13 protein-coding genes are annotated in these 15,650 nt (G+C 65.3%); 5 read left to right on the top strand and 8 right to left on the bottom strand.

All coding sequences use genetic code 11. From position 1 onward, the window contains the following. Positions 1–10: 10 nt before the first annotated feature. From JWN03_RS42425 to JWN03_RS42415, 3 genes are all read right to left on the bottom strand, one after another. Entirely contained in the window at positions 11–2,527 is a 2,517-nt protein-coding gene (locus tag JWN03_RS42425) for a sensor histidine kinase (protein ID WP_297628085.1), read from the bottom strand. After that, positions 2,524–2,676, bottom strand: coding sequence for a hypothetical protein (locus JWN03_RS42420; protein ID WP_297628083.1), 153 nt, complete (start codon positions 2,674–2,676; stop codon positions 2,524–2,526). The genes JWN03_RS42425 and JWN03_RS42420 overlap by 4 nt, the downstream gene beginning before the upstream one ends. 164 nt (positions 2,677–2,840) lie before the next feature. Next, a complete protein-coding gene (locus JWN03_RS42415) occupies positions 2,841–3,527 on the bottom strand; it encodes a hypothetical protein (RefSeq protein WP_297628081.1) in 687 nt (228 codons plus the stop codon). A gap of 428 nt (positions 3,528–3,955) precedes the next feature. On the opposite strand from JWN03_RS42415, the gene kdpF reads away from it, so the two are divergent. From kdpF to JWN03_RS42390, 5 genes are all read left to right on the top strand, one after another. Further along, on the top strand, positions 3,956–4,042 hold the full coding sequence (kdpF, locus tag JWN03_RS42410; RefSeq protein WP_297628092.1) for a K(+)-transporting ATPase subunit F: 87 nt from the start codon (positions 3,956–3,958) through the stop codon (positions 4,040–4,042). Then, positions 4,043–5,719: a potassium-transporting ATPase subunit KdpA gene (kdpA, locus tag JWN03_RS42405; RefSeq protein WP_297628079.1), complete on the top strand. Its 1,677-nt coding sequence runs from the start codon at positions 4,043–4,045 to the stop codon at positions 5,717–5,719. Continuing rightward, positions 5,716–7,866: a potassium-transporting ATPase subunit KdpB gene (kdpB, locus tag JWN03_RS42400; protein WP_441343165.1), complete on the top strand. Its 2,151-nt coding sequence runs from the start codon at positions 5,716–5,718 to the stop codon at positions 7,864–7,866. Before kdpA ends, kdpB begins: the two co-directional genes overlap by 4 nt. Beyond that, positions 7,866–8,792, top strand: coding sequence for a potassium-transporting ATPase subunit C (locus JWN03_RS42395; RefSeq protein WP_297628077.1), 927 nt, complete (start codon positions 7,866–7,868; stop codon positions 8,790–8,792). The genes kdpB and JWN03_RS42395 overlap by 1 nt, the downstream gene beginning before the upstream one ends. A 245-nt stretch (positions 8,793–9,037) precedes the next feature. After that, positions 9,038–9,373 (top strand): hypothetical protein, encoded by a 336-nt coding sequence (locus JWN03_RS42390; RefSeq protein WP_297628075.1) that lies wholly within the window; start codon positions 9,038–9,040, stop codon positions 9,371–9,373. Between the two features lie 146 nt (positions 9,374–9,519). On the opposite strand, the gene JWN03_RS42385 is transcribed toward JWN03_RS42390, so the two are convergent. From JWN03_RS42385 to JWN03_RS42365, 5 genes are all read right to left on the bottom strand, one after another. After that, positions 9,520–11,622, bottom strand: a complete 2,103-nt coding sequence (locus JWN03_RS42385; protein WP_297628073.1) for an acyltransferase family protein — start codon at positions 11,620–11,622, stop codon at positions 9,520–9,522. Positions 11,623–11,717: 95 nt separating this feature from the next. Further along, positions 11,718–13,007, bottom strand: a complete 1,290-nt coding sequence (locus tag JWN03_RS42380) for an ArsB/NhaD family transporter (RefSeq protein ID WP_297628072.1) — start codon at positions 13,005–13,007, stop codon at positions 11,718–11,720. Positions 13,008–13,023: 16 nt separating this feature from the next. Further along, positions 13,024–13,467 (bottom strand): CBS domain-containing protein, encoded by a 444-nt coding sequence (locus JWN03_RS42375; protein WP_297628070.1) that lies wholly within the window; start codon positions 13,465–13,467, stop codon positions 13,024–13,026. 404 nt (positions 13,468–13,871) lie between these two features. Further along, positions 13,872–14,309 (bottom strand): carboxymuconolactone decarboxylase family protein, encoded by a 438-nt coding sequence (locus tag JWN03_RS42370; protein ID WP_297628069.1) that lies wholly within the window; start codon positions 14,307–14,309, stop codon positions 13,872–13,874. A 214-nt stretch (positions 14,310–14,523) separates the two neighbouring features. After that, positions 14,524–15,648, bottom strand: coding sequence for an acyl-CoA dehydrogenase family protein (locus tag JWN03_RS42365; RefSeq protein ID WP_297628067.1), 1,125 nt, complete (start codon positions 15,646–15,648; stop codon positions 14,524–14,526). Positions 15,649–15,650: the final 2 nt, after the last annotated feature.

The following is a 15,650-nucleotide window of genomic DNA, read 5'->3' as shown; positions in this document are numbered from 1 at the left end:
GCCGGCTTCGTCACCCGATCTCCTGTTCCTCGCAAGGCTGCGACTCGTCGCAAGCTTGTAGTTCGATCACCATTGTCAACCCTCCGCCGGGGGTGGGTTCCGCGTGCACGGTGCCGTCCATGGCGTCCACGAATCCGCGGACCACCGATAGGCCGAGGCCGACGCCGGTCGAGTTGTCGCGGTCGCCGAGCCGCTGGAAGGGCTCGAACAGCTGATCTTCCATACCGGTCGGTACGCCGGGACCGGCGTCGACGACCGTGATGGCGACCCGTTTGCCGGTCGGTTCTGCGGTCACCCGCACGGGCGTGTCGCTGGGGGAGTAGCGCACCGCATTGTCGATGAGATTGGCGAGCACGCGTTCCAGCAGTCCGGTGTCGGCCAGCACCGAGACCGTGCCCACCTCCACCTTCACCCGGTTCATGGCGGTGCGCCGCAAGCCGCGGGTGCCCATGCTCATGAGCGCGTGATGCACCACCTCGTCGAGGTAGACGCGGCGCATCTGGGGTTTGATCACCCCGACCGCGAGCCGCGAGGAGTCGAGCAGATTGCCGACGAGTGCGGTCAGCTGATCCACCGATTCCTCGATGGTCTCCAGCAATTCGGCGGTGTCCTCGGGGGAGAACTCCACATCATTGCTGCGCAGGCTGGATACCGAGGCCTTGGCCGCCGCCAGCGGGGTGCGCAGATCGTGACTGACCGCAGACAGCAGGGCGCGGCGCAGCTTGTCGGTCTCCACCACCGCTTGCGCTGAGCTCGCTTCGGCCTGCAGTTTCTTCTGATTCACCAGTCCCGCAGCCTGATTGGCCACCGCGCCGAGCACCAGGCGGTCGCCGGCGGTCACCTGGCGTCCGCTGAGCAGCAGCCAGTGGATGTCATCGCCTGCTTCGACAGCGGTTTCGGCGTCGATCACTCGGTGCGGCGGGTTCTCGCCCACCGACTCGACAACACCCTCGTCGGTGACGAGGCTGACCGCGTTCTGCCCGTAGGTTTCGCGCGCTCGGTCCAGCAGATCCTGCAGATCCGCACCGCTGAGCACCGAGCCCGCGAACAGCGCCAGTAGCTCGGCCTGCCGGGATGCCTTGCGCGCCTCCCGTGTTCGTTTGGCCGCCACATCCACCAGCGCAGCCACCGCGACCGCCACCAGCAGCATCACCACAATGGTGAGGAAGTTGTCCAGCTCGGCAATGGTGAGGCTGTAGCGGGGCGCGGTGAAGTACCAGTTGAGCAGCAGGCCTCCCAGTAGTGCCGACAGCGCCGCCGGAGCCACACCGCCGAACAGGGCGACGGCGATGACGCCGATGAAGAACAGCGCACTCTCGCCGCCGAGGTCCAACCAGCGATCCAGCCAGAAGTACGTCACCGTGCAGATCAGCGACGGCACCAGTACCGCGGCGCACCAGGAGCCGAGGCTGCGTTCCTTACGGGTCAGCGACGACCAGCGGAAGCCGCGATTGGATTCCTCGTGAGTGACCATGTGCACGTCGATCTTTCCCGACTGCTGCACCACATTGGCGCCGATGCCCTCATCGAGCACGCGGGCCCAGCGGGAGCGCCGCGAGGTGCCCAGCACCAGCTGGGTCGCGTTCACCTGTCGTGCGAAATCCAGGAGCGCCGTGGGCACATCCTCTCCGGTGACGGTGTGCAGGCTGGCGCCCAGACCGGTCGCCAGCTCGCGCAGCCGGGTCAAGCGCTGCGCCGATACCCCGGCCAGGCCGTCACCGCGCACGACGTGCACCACGATCAGCTCGGCGCTGGATTTGGCGGCGATGCGGCTGGCGCGGCGCAGGATGGTCTCCGATTCGGCGCCACCGGTGACGGCCACCACCAGCCGCTCGCGCGCCTCCCAGGTGGCCGTGATCTTGTGGTCCGCACGGTATTTCGCGAGCGCCGAATCGACCTGATCGGCCAGCCACAGCAGCGCCAGTTCGCGCAGAGCCGTCAGATTGCCGGGCCGGAAGTAATTGCGCAGTGCGGCATCCACTTTCTCGGCGGCGTAGACATTGCCGTGAGACATCCTGCGGCGCAGGGCTTCCGGTGTGATGTCCACCAGCTCGACCTGATCCGCGGAGCGAACGACCCAGTCCGGCACGGTTTCTCGCTGCACGATCCCGGTGATCTGCTCGACCACATCGTTGAGACTCTCCAGGTGCTGCACATTGACCGTCGAGACCACGTCGATCCCGGCCTCGAGCAGCTCCTGCACGTCCTGCCAGCGCTTCTCGTTCTTGCTTCCGGTCACGTTCGTATGCGCCAGCTCGTCCACGAGCACCACCGCGGGATGACGTCGCAGCACTGCTTCGACATCCAGTTCCGGCATGGTGGTCCCGCGGTACTCGATCATCCGGGGCGGGATGCGCTCGATACCGGCCAGCATTTCCGCGGTCTTGGATCGTCCGTGCGTCTCGACGACGGCCGCGACCACATCGCGGCCGCGTTCGAGCCGGCGATGCGCCTCCGACAGCATGGCGAAGGTCTTGCCCACGCCGGGGGCTGCACCCAGATAGATCCGTAGTTGGCCGCGTTTCACTCGTTCATCATTGCGTGCCGCGCGCGTAGCTCGGGCTCGGCCGCGCGGACGGGGGTGCGAGCGGGCACGGAATTGGCGAGCACCCGCAGGCACAGCGCGGCACCCAGGAACCCGAATATCACTATCAGGCTCACGGCGAGATGCGGCACGGTCGTCTCCTTGTTCAGGCGGAATGATCGACCCCGCCGAACGGCCGGCCGGGTCTCCCTTTGTTTACCGCTGACCTGGGTCGATAGCTCGGTACTGACGGTTTCTTTACGAATCCCCAGCCGATGTTGACGGCATGTGTGCGCCCGGTTCCGGAATGCTGCGCCTAGACCGAAGTGGATGCGGTGATTTCCGCTTTCCTATCGGCCCAATTCTCGGGTGCGGAACCGAATGTGTTGTGTGCGTTGGTGATCACAGTCTTGCCCAGGGCGTGGTTGCCGACACCGCCGATGACCGCGCCGATTCCGGCGGGCAGCGTCTTACCGAACATGAGGACACCGCGCTTGACGATGAAGCCGCCGATGAACCGTTTCGCCATCGCATTGTCGATATTGCGGACGACGGGAAGTTTGTCGGCCACCACGGTGGCCCAGTCCCGGGCCGATTGGCTGGCGCTCTTGCCGAGCATTTCCGAGCCCGCCTCGCCGAGGACCACACCGGCGATGAGCGTGCGCCGCTGTTTCGGTGGCAGCGACTCCATACCGTGCACCGCGCTCATCGAGGCCGCGTACAGCGCGGAGGCTTCCAGGAAGAACACCGATTCGACACCGCTGACGGCCAATCCGATCAGCGTGCCCACGCCCGGAACCGCGGCGCTCAGACCCGCGACCGTGCCGCTGACGGTGACGATGGTCAGGTATCGCCACTCCAGGCCCTGCGTAATGTCCTCGGGCGAACGGCTGGGGTGCTTGCGGCGCAGCCTGCCGACATACTTCGCCGCCAGCGGGGCCTGTATCCCCGTTCCACCGCGGATCACCATTTCCACGGACTTCTGCAGCGCACGTTCGAACATTGCGGCATCCCCTCTCGTCGGCCTGCCCGAGATTACGGACGGCATGCGGCGGTACGGCGGTCCGACACGAGGATTCGCCGACCCGTTACGCCGGATACCCCGGCCGCTGTATCCGAACCCGTCAACTAGATCAACTACGAAATGCCTGGTCCTGACGGTTTCTTTACGGCATTACGCCGGATGTTGACGGAGCGCGTCCGACACTCCGGGAACGTCTGTAAGCGGAACGTCAATGCGCCCGTTTGAGACGCTAAGAGAGCGTAAAGGCCCTCGAAATCGGACCAAACGAGCGTTTGACTCACTCCCGTCGCATCTGAGGTGCGGCATGTAGAGAGAGGTTTCGAAGAGATGTCCGTCGTCGTTTTCACAGTGCTGACCGTGGCGATTTTCGCCCTGTTCGGCTTGATCCAACGCGGGGTGGAACGGCTGTGACTCAGAACATCATCGGTCTGGTCCTGGCCATCGCGATCGCCATCTATCTGATTGCGGCGCTGCTTTACCCGGAGAGGTTCTAGGTGAGTACGACTACAGCGGGGATCATCTTCGTCATATCCCTGATTGTCGCGCTGGCCCTGGTTCATGTGCCCCTGGGCGATTACATGTACCGGGTCTACAGCGGCGAGAAGAATTCCCGGGCCGAACGCGGCATCTACAAGCTCATCGGCGTCAAGCCCGGCGTGGAGATGACGTGGGCGGTCTACGCCCGCAGTGTGCTGGCCTTCTCGGCCGTCAGCGTGCTGTTCCTGTTCTTCATGCAGCTGCTGCAGGGCAAACTGCCGCTGCACCAGAACAATCCGGGCACCAAGATGACCCCGGATCTGGCGTGGAACACCGCGATCAGCTTCGTCACCAATACGAACTGGCAGAACTACGCCGGTGAGTCGACGATGGGCCACCTCGTGCAGGCCATGGGCCTCGGGGTGCAGAACTTCGTCTCCGCCGCCGTCGGCATGGCGGTCGCGGTCGCGCTGGTGCGTGGTTTCGCGCGCCGGCGCGCCGGCGATCTCGGCAATTTCTGGGTGGATCTGGTGAGGGGAACCACCCGCATTCTGCTGCCGATGGCGATCCTGTTCGCCATCGTGCTCGTCGCGGGTGGTGTGATCCAGAATCTGCACATGTACGACCAGGTCGCGACAACGGTCGGCAACACCGGTTCACAAACCCTGCCGGGTGGACTCGTTGCCAGCCAGGAGACGATCAAGGAACTCGGCACCAATGGTGGCGGCTTCTACAATGTCAACTCCGCGCACCCGTTCGAGAACCCGACCGCGTGGACCAACTGGCTGGAAATCTTCCTCCTGCTGGTCATCAGCTTCTCGCTGCCGCGCACCTTCGGCCGCATGGTCGGTTCCAAGAAGCAGGGCGTCGCCATCGCCGCCGTCATGGGCGTGCTGGCGATCCTGAGCGTCACCGTCATGAACATCACGCAGCTGCAGCACCACGGCACCGTGCCGAGTGCCATCGGCGCATCCATGGAGGGCGTGGAAAGCCGCTTCGGCGTATCGAATTCGGCGACCTTCGCCACCGCGACCACGCTGACCTCGACCGGTGCGGTGGACTCCGCGCACGATTCGTACACCAGCCTCGGCGGCATGATGACCATGTTCAACATGCAGCTGGGTGAGGTCGCGCCGGGTGGTACGGGCTCGGGCCTGTACGGCATGTTGATTCTCGCCATCATCACAGTGTTCGTCGCCGGCCTGATGGTCGGTCGTACCCCGGAGTACCTGGGCAAGAAGATCACGCCGAAGGAAATCAAGCTCGCCGCTACGTATTTCCTGGTCACGCCGCTGATCGCCTTGACCGGCACCGCCATTGCGATGGCACTGCCGGGTGAACGGGCTGGCATGGCCAACAGTGGGCCGCACGGATTATCGGAAGTGCTGTACGCGTTCACCTCCGCGGCCAACAACAACGGTTCCGCGTTCGCCGGTCTGTCCGGAAACACCCAATGGTGGAACACGGCACTGGGTTTGGCCATGGTGTTCGGCCGCTTCGTCCCCATGATCTTCGTGCTGGCGCTGGCCGGTTCGCTGGCGAAGCAGGGCTTCACCCCGGAATCCGAGGGCACCCTGCCTACGCACCGGCCGCAGTTCGTCGGCATGGTCGCGGGTGTGACGGTCATTCTCGTCGCGCTCACCTTCCTGCCCATGCTGGCGCTCGGGCCGCTCGCTGAAGGAATCCACTCATGACCACTCCCACAATCGATTCCGCACCGGTGACGGAAGCGCACGACGTCCCGAAGGGGCGCGTCGCGAGCGGGGCGTTCGACCCGAAGATGCTGATCAAGGCGCTTCCGGATGCCTGTAAGAAGCTGGATCCGCGCATTATGTGGCGCAATCCGGTCATGCTGATCGTGGAGATCGGCGCTGTCTGGTCCACCATCCTGGCAATCACTCACCCGACCTTCTTCGCCTGGGCGATCGTCGTATGGCTCTGGCTCACAGTGATTTTCGCCAATCTGGCCGAAGCCGTCGCCGAGGGGCGCGGCAAGGCGCAGGCGGATGCATTGCGAAAGGCCAAGACCGACACCGTCGCTCGTCGCCTGGCGAACTGGTCGCCCGGTGCCCGTGTGGTGGAGGAGAGCGTTCCCGCACCGCAGTTGCAGCGCGGCGACTATGTGGTCGTCGAAGCCGGACAGGTCATCCCCGGTGACGGTGATGTCGTCGAAGGCATTGCCTCCGTGGACGAATCGGCCATCACCGGTGAATCCGCGCCGGTGATCCGTGAGTCCGGTGGTGACCGCTCGGCCGTGACCGGTGGCACCACGGTGCTGTCGGACCGGGTCGTCGTCAAGATCACCCAGGAGCCCGGCGGTTCGTTCATCGACAAGATGATCGCGCTCGTCGAGGGCGCGAGCCGGCAGAAGACGCCGAACGAGATCGCGCTGAACATCCTGCTCGCCGCGCTGACGATCATCTTCGTCTTCGCGGTGGCGACCCTGCAGCCGCTGGCCATCTTCTCGAAGATGAACAACCCGGGTGTGCCGGACAACCAGGCGCTGGACCTCAACGGCGTCACCGGCATCGTCATGGTGTCGCTGCTGGTCTGCCTGATTCCGACCACCATCGGCGCGCTGCTGTCCGCCATCGGCATTGCCGGTATGGACCGGCTCGTACAGCGCAATGTGCTGGCCATGTCCGGTCGTGCCGTCGAGGCCGCCGGCGACGTCAATACCCTGCTGCTGGACAAGACCGGAACCATCACCCTCGGTAACCGTCAGGCCGCGGACTTCGTGCCCGTACCCGGTATTACCGCGGACGAATTGGCCGATGCTGCACAGCTTTCCAGCCTCGCGGACGAAACCCCCGAGGGTCGCTCCATTGTGGTGTACGCCAAGACGGCGTTCGGTAAGCGGGAGCGCACCGCAGGTGAACTGACCGGCGCCAACTGGGTGGAATTCACCGCCCAGACCCGCATGTCGGGTGTGGACCTGTCCGATGGGCATCAGCTGCGCAAGGGCGCCGCCAGCGCCGTCACCGAATGGGTGCGGTCGCAGGGCGGTGAGGTCCCGGACGCACTCGGCCAGGCAGTGGACGGCATCTCCGCCTCCGGTGGTACGCCGCTGGTCGTCGGTGAGGTCGTCAAGGGCAAGCCCCGCGTGCTCGGCGTCATCCACCTCAAGGATGTTGTCAAGCAGGGCATGCGCGAGCGCTTCGACGAGATGCGCAAGATGGGCATCCGCACCGTCATGATCACCGGCGATAATCCGTTGACCGCCAAGGCGATTGCGGACGAGGCCGGCGTGGACGACTTCCTCGCCGAGGCCACTCCCGAGGACAAGCTGGCGCTGATCCGCAAGGAGCAGCAGGGTGGCCGCATGGTCGCCATGACCGGTGACGGCACCAATGACGCTCCCGCGCTTGCCCAGGCGGATGTCGGTGTCGCCATGAACACCGGTACGTCGGCGGCCAAGGAAGCCGGCAATATGGTCGATCTGGATTCGGATCCGACCAAGCTCATCGAGATCGTGGAGATCGGTAAGCAGTTGCTGATCACCCGTGGCGCGCTCACCACCTTCTCGATCGCCAATGACATCGCCAAGTACTTCGCGATCATTCCCGCGATGTTCGTGGTGCTGTTCCCGGGCCTGGACGTCCTGAACATCATGCGACTGCACAGCCCGCAGTCGGCGATCCTGTCCGCGGTCATCTTCAACGCCCTCGTCATCGTGGGCCTGATTCCGCTGGCGCTGCGAGGAGTCAACTACACGCCCTCGAGTGCGTCGAAGCTGTTGAGCCGCAATCTCCTTGTCTACGGCATCGGCGGCATCGTCGCGCCGTTCATCGGGATCAAGCTCATCGACCTTGTCATCCAATTCTTCCCGGGGATGTCCTAATGCGTATGTCAACCTGGATCCGGCAACACATCGCGGCGCTGCGTGCGCTGCTGGTGCTCACCGTCATCACCGGAATCATCTATCCCGCCGTGGTTCTCGGTGTCGGTCAGCTGCCCGGTCTGAAGGACAAGGCAGAGGGTTCCCTGCTGAAGCAGGACGGTAAGACCGTCGGTAGCAGCCTGATCGGTCAGGCGTACACCGACGGCAAGGGCACGGCGCTGAACCAGTACTTCCAGACCCGTCCGTCCAACTCCGCGCCGACCGACGGCAGCATTCCCGACGGCTACGACCCGACGAACACCGCGTTCGGCAATATGGGCCCGGAGTCCGTGGTGGATTCGCTGGACGCCGGCGACCCGAAGAAGGACAAGGCCAGCCTGCTCACCACGGTGTGCGCGCGCAGCGCTGCGGTCGCCACCCTCGAGGGTGTGGACGGCAGCCGGCCGTTCTGCACCTCCGGCGGCGTCGGCTCGGTGCTCTCGGTCATCGGGCCGCGGGACGCGCACGGCAATGTCGTGCACCCGTCGCAGGTGATCAGCGTCAACGAGGCCTGCGCGACCGATGGATCGGTGACCAAGCCGTTCCAGGATGCCTATGAGGGCGTCAAGGTCGAATGTGCCAAGCGCGGCGAGGACTACTCGGCGGGCCAGATCGTGCCGATCCGGGGCGATGCCTCGGTCGATACGGCGGTTCCGTCCGATGCGGTCACCGCGTCGGCTTCGGGCCTGGACCCGGATATCTCGCCGGAGTACGCGGCCATCCAGGTCGCACGGGTCGCCGAGACCCGCGGTATCTCCGCGGATCAGGTTCGGGCGCTGGTGGATACCAATACGCACGGCCGGGCGCTCGGCTTCATGGGTGAGAAGCGGGTGAACGTGGTCGAGCTCAACCTTGATCTCGACGGCAAGTACCCGTTCAAGGGCTGATCACCCCGGGGTAACCGCAAGCAACGGCTGACCACCGCAGAGGTCGGCCGCGAAGGGCCGCAGTCACTTCCGCACAGGAAAGGGACTGCGGCTCTTGCGCCGTCCGCAGCACGCGACTGTATGGATTCGGTAAATATGCGCAGGTGCGCCGCATGAGCCCCGTCAAGGCAGCTGCCGCCGGGTCCGGCCTGCGAATAGCGTTGAGACAAGCAAGGATTCGGCCCCGAAGGTGAGGCAGCGGTTCGATGGACAACCAGGCGTACGAGCTGAGCGCACTGCGCGAGCTGGTGAATCACCGTGGGGTGGTAGAGCTTTTGGACCTGCTGGCCCAGGAGCCGCAGACCGTCGATGAATTGCGAGGCGCGCTCGGCATGCGCCGCCAGGGCGCGGCGCGAGTGCTACGAGTGCTCGCCGCGTACGGGCTGGTCGCCACCGACGGCGTCGGCAGCTGGGACGAGTCGCTGCAATTCCAGGGACCGATCCGGCTGACCGAGAGTGGCTGGCGCACAGTCGAGCTGCTCTCCAGCTTCGCGGTGTGGGTCGAACTGTACGAGCAGTCCGACGCAGTCCGCGACCGGTGAATCAGCTCGGCCACAGCTGAATCACCTCGGCCACAGCCGCAGTCCTCGACGACAGTGGCTGTGGCCCAGGCTTGTTCACGGTGTACAGGCGGCCGGGCGGCGCAGGGGGCCGCTCGCCGGCCGGGGATCCGGTTCGAGGGGCTCGGTCACCACCAGCCGAGAATGGGTTGCAGCTGGCGGTCGAGTTCCGGTGCGAGGGAGCGTGAATAGCTTGCGGTCAGGTGGTGTTCGTCGTGGTAGACGAGGATATTGCCTTCCACCACAGCGCATACGGTCGGTTCGCAGACGGCATTGTTCAGGTCGATATTGTGCACACTGGGCAGCCCCGCGGCCGCCGCGATGGCGGGGTTCACCGCATTGAGCGCGTCCGGGCGCTTCATACCGCATTCCATGCGATTGCCGCCCGAGGCCAGGCAGTCGATGGCGCGATAGCGAATACCGTTGCGGCGCAACCACGGGGTGTCCCGAATGGTGATCACCTGCAGGCCGCGATCCGACAGCGCCGACCACACATCGCGGTAATCGTCCGGAACCTCGTCCCCGCCATTGTCCGCAGGGCGGGTGCCGGTGGTGAAGACGAAGTCGGGGCGTTCGGCGCCGAGCCGTTCGATCACATCGTGCGACCAGTCGCGGCAGTCCGGATTGTGCTGGCCCTTGTACATGGGGTCCTCGTCGGCGACGGTGAGTGGACACCCCATCTTCAAGTACACGACAATGCGGAAGCGGTACTTCTCGCCCAGGATCTGCAGTGCCGGAATCCAGTGCTCGGCATGGGAATTGCCGACCACGGCCAAGGTGTGATGGGCATTCGCATCGCCGTAGGTACAGGTGATGACCGTGCGATTGTCGAAGTCGGCGATGCAGCCGTCCCGGGTGGGGTAGGCGATATCGGCGGGGGCCTCTTCGGTGGTGGGTCGCATGGGTGCGCGCGGTACCAGCGCGTGATCGGTCAGGGCCGCCGCGCCCGGGTACTTCGCCGGGTCCAGTTCGCCCACGGCATGGGCCTTCGCGCTATTGCTCCACTGCCACGCCAGCGTCGAACCCAGCAGCAGCACACCGACGGTCGAGACCGCCACCCCGGCGAGCATGCGCGTGCGAGACGGGAGGATCGGGCCGGAGCGCAGCCGCAGCGGTTCCTCCACGAAGCGGTGGATGCCGTAGGCCACCACGAACGAGATCGCGATGATGATCAGCCCGCCGAGCGCGCCGGCCTCGCGTTCGTGCCGTTCACCCAGATAGAAGATGAGCATCGGCCAGTGCCACAGGTACAGCGCGTACGCGAAGCCGCCGAGCCCCACCATGGGGGCGGTGGCCAGCAGGCGGTTGACGACCGGTTGATCGGCGGTGTCCTGCCCGGCGCCGGCCAGGATCAGCGCGGCGGTCGCGGCCACCGGCAGCAGCGCGGCCGGGCCCGGAAACACCATGACTCCGTTGAACACCCAGCCGCAGGCCACGATCGCGGAGATACCGGCCCAGGCGAATATCTCGCGCACCGGCTTCGGGAGTTTGACCAGGGGAGCGGCAATGGCCAGCAGCGCACCGGCGAGTGGTTCCCAGGCGCGGGCGACAGTGTCGTAGTAGTTCCAGCCCTGCTGTGTCGAAACACCCTGTGCGGCATACCAGAACGAGGCCACGGCAATACCGGTGAACAGCACGGCCGTCGCCAGTCGCAGTCGTTCGGGGCGTCCGGCGCGGCGGCAGAACCAGGCCAGCAGTGCGATGAGCAGCAGCATGCCCAGATAGCACTGGCCCTGCACCGACATCGACCACAGATGTTGCAGCGGGCTCACCGAGGGATCGGCGGCCAGATAGTCCGACCAGGACAGTGCCAGATACCAGTTCTGGTAGTAGAACAGCGAGGCGAGCGTCTGTCCCGCGATATCGGACCAGCGGGTGTGCGGGAGCAGGATTACCGCCGTGACGACGACCGCGGCCAGCACCACCACCATCGCGGGTAGTAGGCGGCGCAGCGTCCGCCGGATGGTCGCGGGGACGCCCACCGGGCCGTGGTCGGCGCGGCGCAGCAGCATGCCGCCGAAGAAGAAACCGGACAGCACCAGGAAGACGTCGACGCCGCCGGAGACCCGTCCGAACCAGATGTGGAAGGCGACGACCAGGGCGATGGCGATACCGCGCAGGCCGTCCAGATCGTGCCGATACGCGCCGGGACCTCGGCTCGGCGCCGGTGCGGCCTGCGGGTCGCTGTCCGGCGTACTGGGCGTGGGTTGCTCGGTGCTGGATAAGGACATGGCGGCGACTATTCTTGTATCGGCAACGCGGAATTTGCCAATCGCCACACATATCTTGACCTGAATGTGCCCTTCGTCCCAGTTGGCAGGGGTGCTCAGGCAAAGGCGAAATACCGCAGCCACAGATACGGCGCAGCTACCACGATGGTGACCACCGTCACTACGATGCCCTTGCGAGTGAATTCCCAGAACGAGATGGGATGGTCCGAGCGCCGCGCGATACCGAGCATCACCACATTCGCGCTCGCGCCCACGGCCGTCAGATTGCCGCCGAAATCCGCGCCCAATGCCAGCGCCCACCACAGCGCATGTGCCTGACTCTCATTGCCGACCGTGCCCGCCAGCTGCGCTACCAGCGGACTCATGGTGGCCACGTACGGAATATTGTCGATGACGCCGGAGAGCACCGCCGAGACCACCAGAATGAGCATGGTGGCGACCAGGGCATTGCCGCCCGTGAGCTCAGTCGCGTATTTCGCCAGTCGCCCGATCACACCGGTTTTCACCAGTGCCCCGATCATGACGAACAGACCGGCGAAGAACAGCAGCGTCTCCCATTCCACGGCGGCCAGGTAATCGCGTTGTGGCAAACCCGAAATCAGCACCAGCGCGCCCGCGCCGAGCAATGCCACCAGGGACGGTTCGAGATGGAAAAGCGGCTGCCCGAAGAAGCCCGCGAATACCGCCGCCAGCACGACCGCGCTCTTGATCAGCAGTTTCGGATCGCGAATGGCCTCGCGCTCGTTCAGCGCCATGATGTCGGCGACACGGTCGGGATCGACGGTGAACGAGCCGCGGAACAAGCGCGGTAGCAGCAGGGTGAAAACGGCCAGTTCGATCAGCACGATCGGGGTCATATTGACTACGAAGTCGTTGAACGACAAGCCCGCCCGGCTGCCGATGATGATATTGGGCGGATCGCCGATCAGGGTGCCCGCGCCGCCGATATTGGAGGCCAGCACCTCGGCGATGAGGAACGGCGCGGGCGGGATATCGAGGCGCTCGCACACCAGCATGGTCACCGGGGCGATGAGCAATATCGTCGTGACATTGTCGAGGAAGCCCGATGCCGTGGCGGTGATGAGGGTCAGCAGGATCATCACCCGCAGTGCGGAACCCTTGGCGCGCTTGGCCGCCCAGATGGCGGCCCATTCGAAGACGCCGGTCTGGCGCAGGACTCCGACAATGACCATCATCCCGAGCAGCAGGAAGATGACATTCCAGTCGATGCCGGTTTCGTGCGAGTAGAAGGCATCGTCGGAGTCCATGACACCGAGCGCGATCACCACACCCGCGCCCGTCAGCGCGGCAATGGTTTTGTGGACGCGTTCGGTCGCGATCAGGATGTACGCGATCGTGAAGACCGCTACGGCCACCGCGGTCACGTGGACCGCGCCGGGGTCAGTGCGTCAGCGCCACTTCGAGCAGCCGCGACGCGGTGATCACGCCGAGCAGCTTCTTGCCGTCCAGCACCGCGATGAGCGGCGTCTTGTACCGTGCCATCAACGCCGCCACCTCGACGGTATTGTCGTCCGCCTGCACCGCCGGAATCTTGGTGAGCCGCTCCGGAATCACATCGCGGACCTTCTTGCCGCGCAGCCGATTCGCCACCTGATTGCACATGCTCTCGTTGAGCACCCCGGCCAGCGACGGATCGTCCTGCACATACTTCGGCACGATGAACAGCACCACCTGCGAGGCCGGCAGCACCGAATGCGGCGCGCCCTGGGCATCGGTCACCAGGATGCCCGGTAGTCGGTGTTCGGCCAATAGTCGCGCCGCGTCCATCGCGTCGGAGTCCAGGTCGATCATCGGGTATTCCTCGGCCATCTGAGCGGCATGCATAACTGCAGGATACGACGCTGCGCCGGGGTATCACGCGAAGAGAATACGTCAAGATCGAATACAGACGCCGCACCGAAGCTCCCACGTCGAACCGCACGACCCGAGGCTTCGGGCCGCACGCCGACCAGACTTCCCGGCACACCGCAAGACAGAATTCCGTCAAAGAATACGCGCGTGGTTCCGGCATCGGCATGCGGCCGCAGCGGTTTCACCCTTGCATGCCCGCGTGTTGGACTGCAGCGCTGGGTGAACCGGTACTACCGCCGGTCCCATTCGGCCGATGCAGGCACCCTGCCGGTCGGTAGGCGAACGAGGCAATCCTGGTGGACTTCAAGGGTTTCCGGTGGCATTGGACGTACGTTCCGAATGTGGGCGTGCGGGTTCGGACGAGTAGTCGTCCAGGATTACTGCCCGTCGTACATCCGGAGGGGTACGCCTAGCCGGTTCCACATGTTGATCTGAGCGGTGATGGCGACCAAGCCGCCGCGCTCACCCTCGTCGAAGTTCTTTTCGACGGCTGCCCAGATCTCGTCGCTCACCCCGTGGACGCCGAGCTCTGTTGCGGCTTCGGCATATTCGAGGGCCGCACCCTCGGCATCGGTGAAGAGGTCGGACTCACGCCAGGCATCGAGGTGATAGATACGCTTCTCGGTCTCACCCTCCTTGCGCGCCTCGGTGGTGTGCATCTCGATGCAGAACAGGCAGCGGTTGATCTGCGAAACGCGAATCTTCACCAGTTCTCGCACGGTCGCATCGAGCGGCCCGCGCCGAATCGCGACCTCAGCGGCCATCCACGCCTTGTAGACCTCGGGCGCGACCGCTGCCAGGTTCATTCGTGACATGTTCTCGTCCCTTCGTGACGTCCCGATCGATTCGGTACATCCATTGGACGAGATACCCCACCCCGACGTGACGAGTTGCGGGTGTGTTGCGGGTCACGTCGTAGCAACGCTTCGGCCGGGCTCCCGCACCGCAGGGAACTGCGTCGCGGGAGCCCGGCCGTCGCGTCGGCCCCACCCCTGGGGCCTGGGTGGGCCGTAACCGTGGTTCGGGCGGTTACGGCCGGGTCAGTGTTGCGTAGCGGGTGGTGTGGTGGGCGGTGGTGCCGTACTCGTATTGGATTGCGGTGAGGCGCTTGAAGAAGTGGCCGATGGGGAGTTCTTCGGTCATGCCCATGGCGCCGTGTAGTTGGACCGACTCCTGGCCGATGAGGCGGGCGGCGCGGCCGATGGTTACCTTGGCCGCTGCGGCGGCCTTGGCCCGCTCGGTGGGGTCGGCGGTCAGTTTCAGGGTCACCAGATATGTTGCGGCTATTGCCTGTTCCAGCTCCAGGTGCATATTCACCATGCGGTGCTGCAGGGCTTGGAAGCTGGCGATGGGGACGCCGAACTGGTGGCGCTGTTTGGTGTATTCGACGGTGTCGGCGACTACCTTGCGCATGATGCCCACCGCTTCGGCGGCGACGGCGGCAATGGCCTCGTCGAGGGTGGCGGCCAGGGCCTCGCCCGCATTCGCCAGCAGCAGGGAATCTGCTGGGAGGCGCAGGTTTTCGAAGGTGAGGTCGGCGGCGGGACGTTCGTCGATGGTGCGGAACGGTTCGACGGTGAGGCCGGTGGGCGGGGCGGCAGGGTCGAAATCGACTACGAAGAGGGCGATTTCACCGTCGGCCACGGCGGTCACCAGCAGATGGGTGGCGAGCGGGGCCGAGGTGACCACGCACTTGCTGCCGGTGAGCAGCCAGTCGTCGCCGTCGCGGCGGGCGATGGTCGCGACATTGGTGTAGTCGTAGCCGGATTGTGCTTCCAGGGCGGCGAATCCGGTGATGACCGCGCCCTCGGTGATGCCGGAGAGCAGATCTTCGGCGCGCTTACCGGTGGCGCGCTGCAGCAGGCCGCCGCCCACGACCACGGTGTCGATGTACGGCTCGACTACGAGTGCGCCGCCCAGCGCTTCGGCGATGATCATCGTCTCGACGGGGCCGCCGCCGATGCCGCCGACCGATTCGGGCAGCGCCGCGCCCAGGATGCCGACCTCCTCGGCCAGTCCGCGCCAGACCTGTGGCTGCCACCCTGCCCCGACACGGGCTGCGGCGCGGCTGCTTTCGAGTTCGTAGCGGGCCGCGAGGAACTCCGTGACGGTGTCGCGGAGCAGTTCTTGTTCAGCGGTGAAGGAGAAGTCCATGG

This window comes from Nocardia sp. (assembly GCF_025465275.1).
Lineage (GTDB): Bacteria > Actinomycetota > Actinomycetes > Mycobacteriales > Mycobacteriaceae > Nocardia.
Note: the sequence above shows the minus strand (reverse complement) of the source record. Positions and strands in the feature narration are given on the sequence as shown.

Excerpts from the sequence above, each read along its gene's own strand:
- JWN03_RS42365 (WP_297628067.1), bottom strand. The coding sequence starts at position 15,648 with ATGGACTTCTCCTTCACCGCTGAACAAGAACTGCTCCGCGACACCGTC.
- JWN03_RS42385 (WP_297628073.1), bottom strand. The coding sequence starts at position 11,622 with ATGTCCTTATCCAGCACCGAGCAACCCACGCCCAGTACGCCGGACAGC.
- JWN03_RS42370 (WP_297628069.1), bottom strand. The coding sequence starts at position 14,309 with ATGTCACGAATGAACCTGGCAGCGGTCGCGCCCGAGGTCTACAAGGCG.
- JWN03_RS42375 (WP_297628070.1), bottom strand. The coding sequence starts at position 13,467 with ATGCATGCCGCTCAGATGGCCGAGGAATACCCGATGATCGACCTGGAC.
- JWN03_RS42395 (WP_297628077.1), top strand. The coding sequence starts at position 7,866 with ATGCGTATGTCAACCTGGATCCGGCAACACATCGCGGCGCTGCGTGCG.
- JWN03_RS42390 (WP_297628075.1), top strand. The coding sequence starts at position 9,038 with ATGGACAACCAGGCGTACGAGCTGAGCGCACTGCGCGAGCTGGTGAAT.
- kdpB (WP_441343165.1), top strand. The coding sequence starts at position 5,716 with ATGACCACTCCCACAATCGATTCCGCACCGGTGACGGAAGCGCACGAC.
- JWN03_RS42415 (WP_297628081.1), bottom strand. The coding sequence starts at position 3,527 with ATGTTCGAACGTGCGCTGCAGAAGTCCGTGGAAATGGTGATCCGCGGT.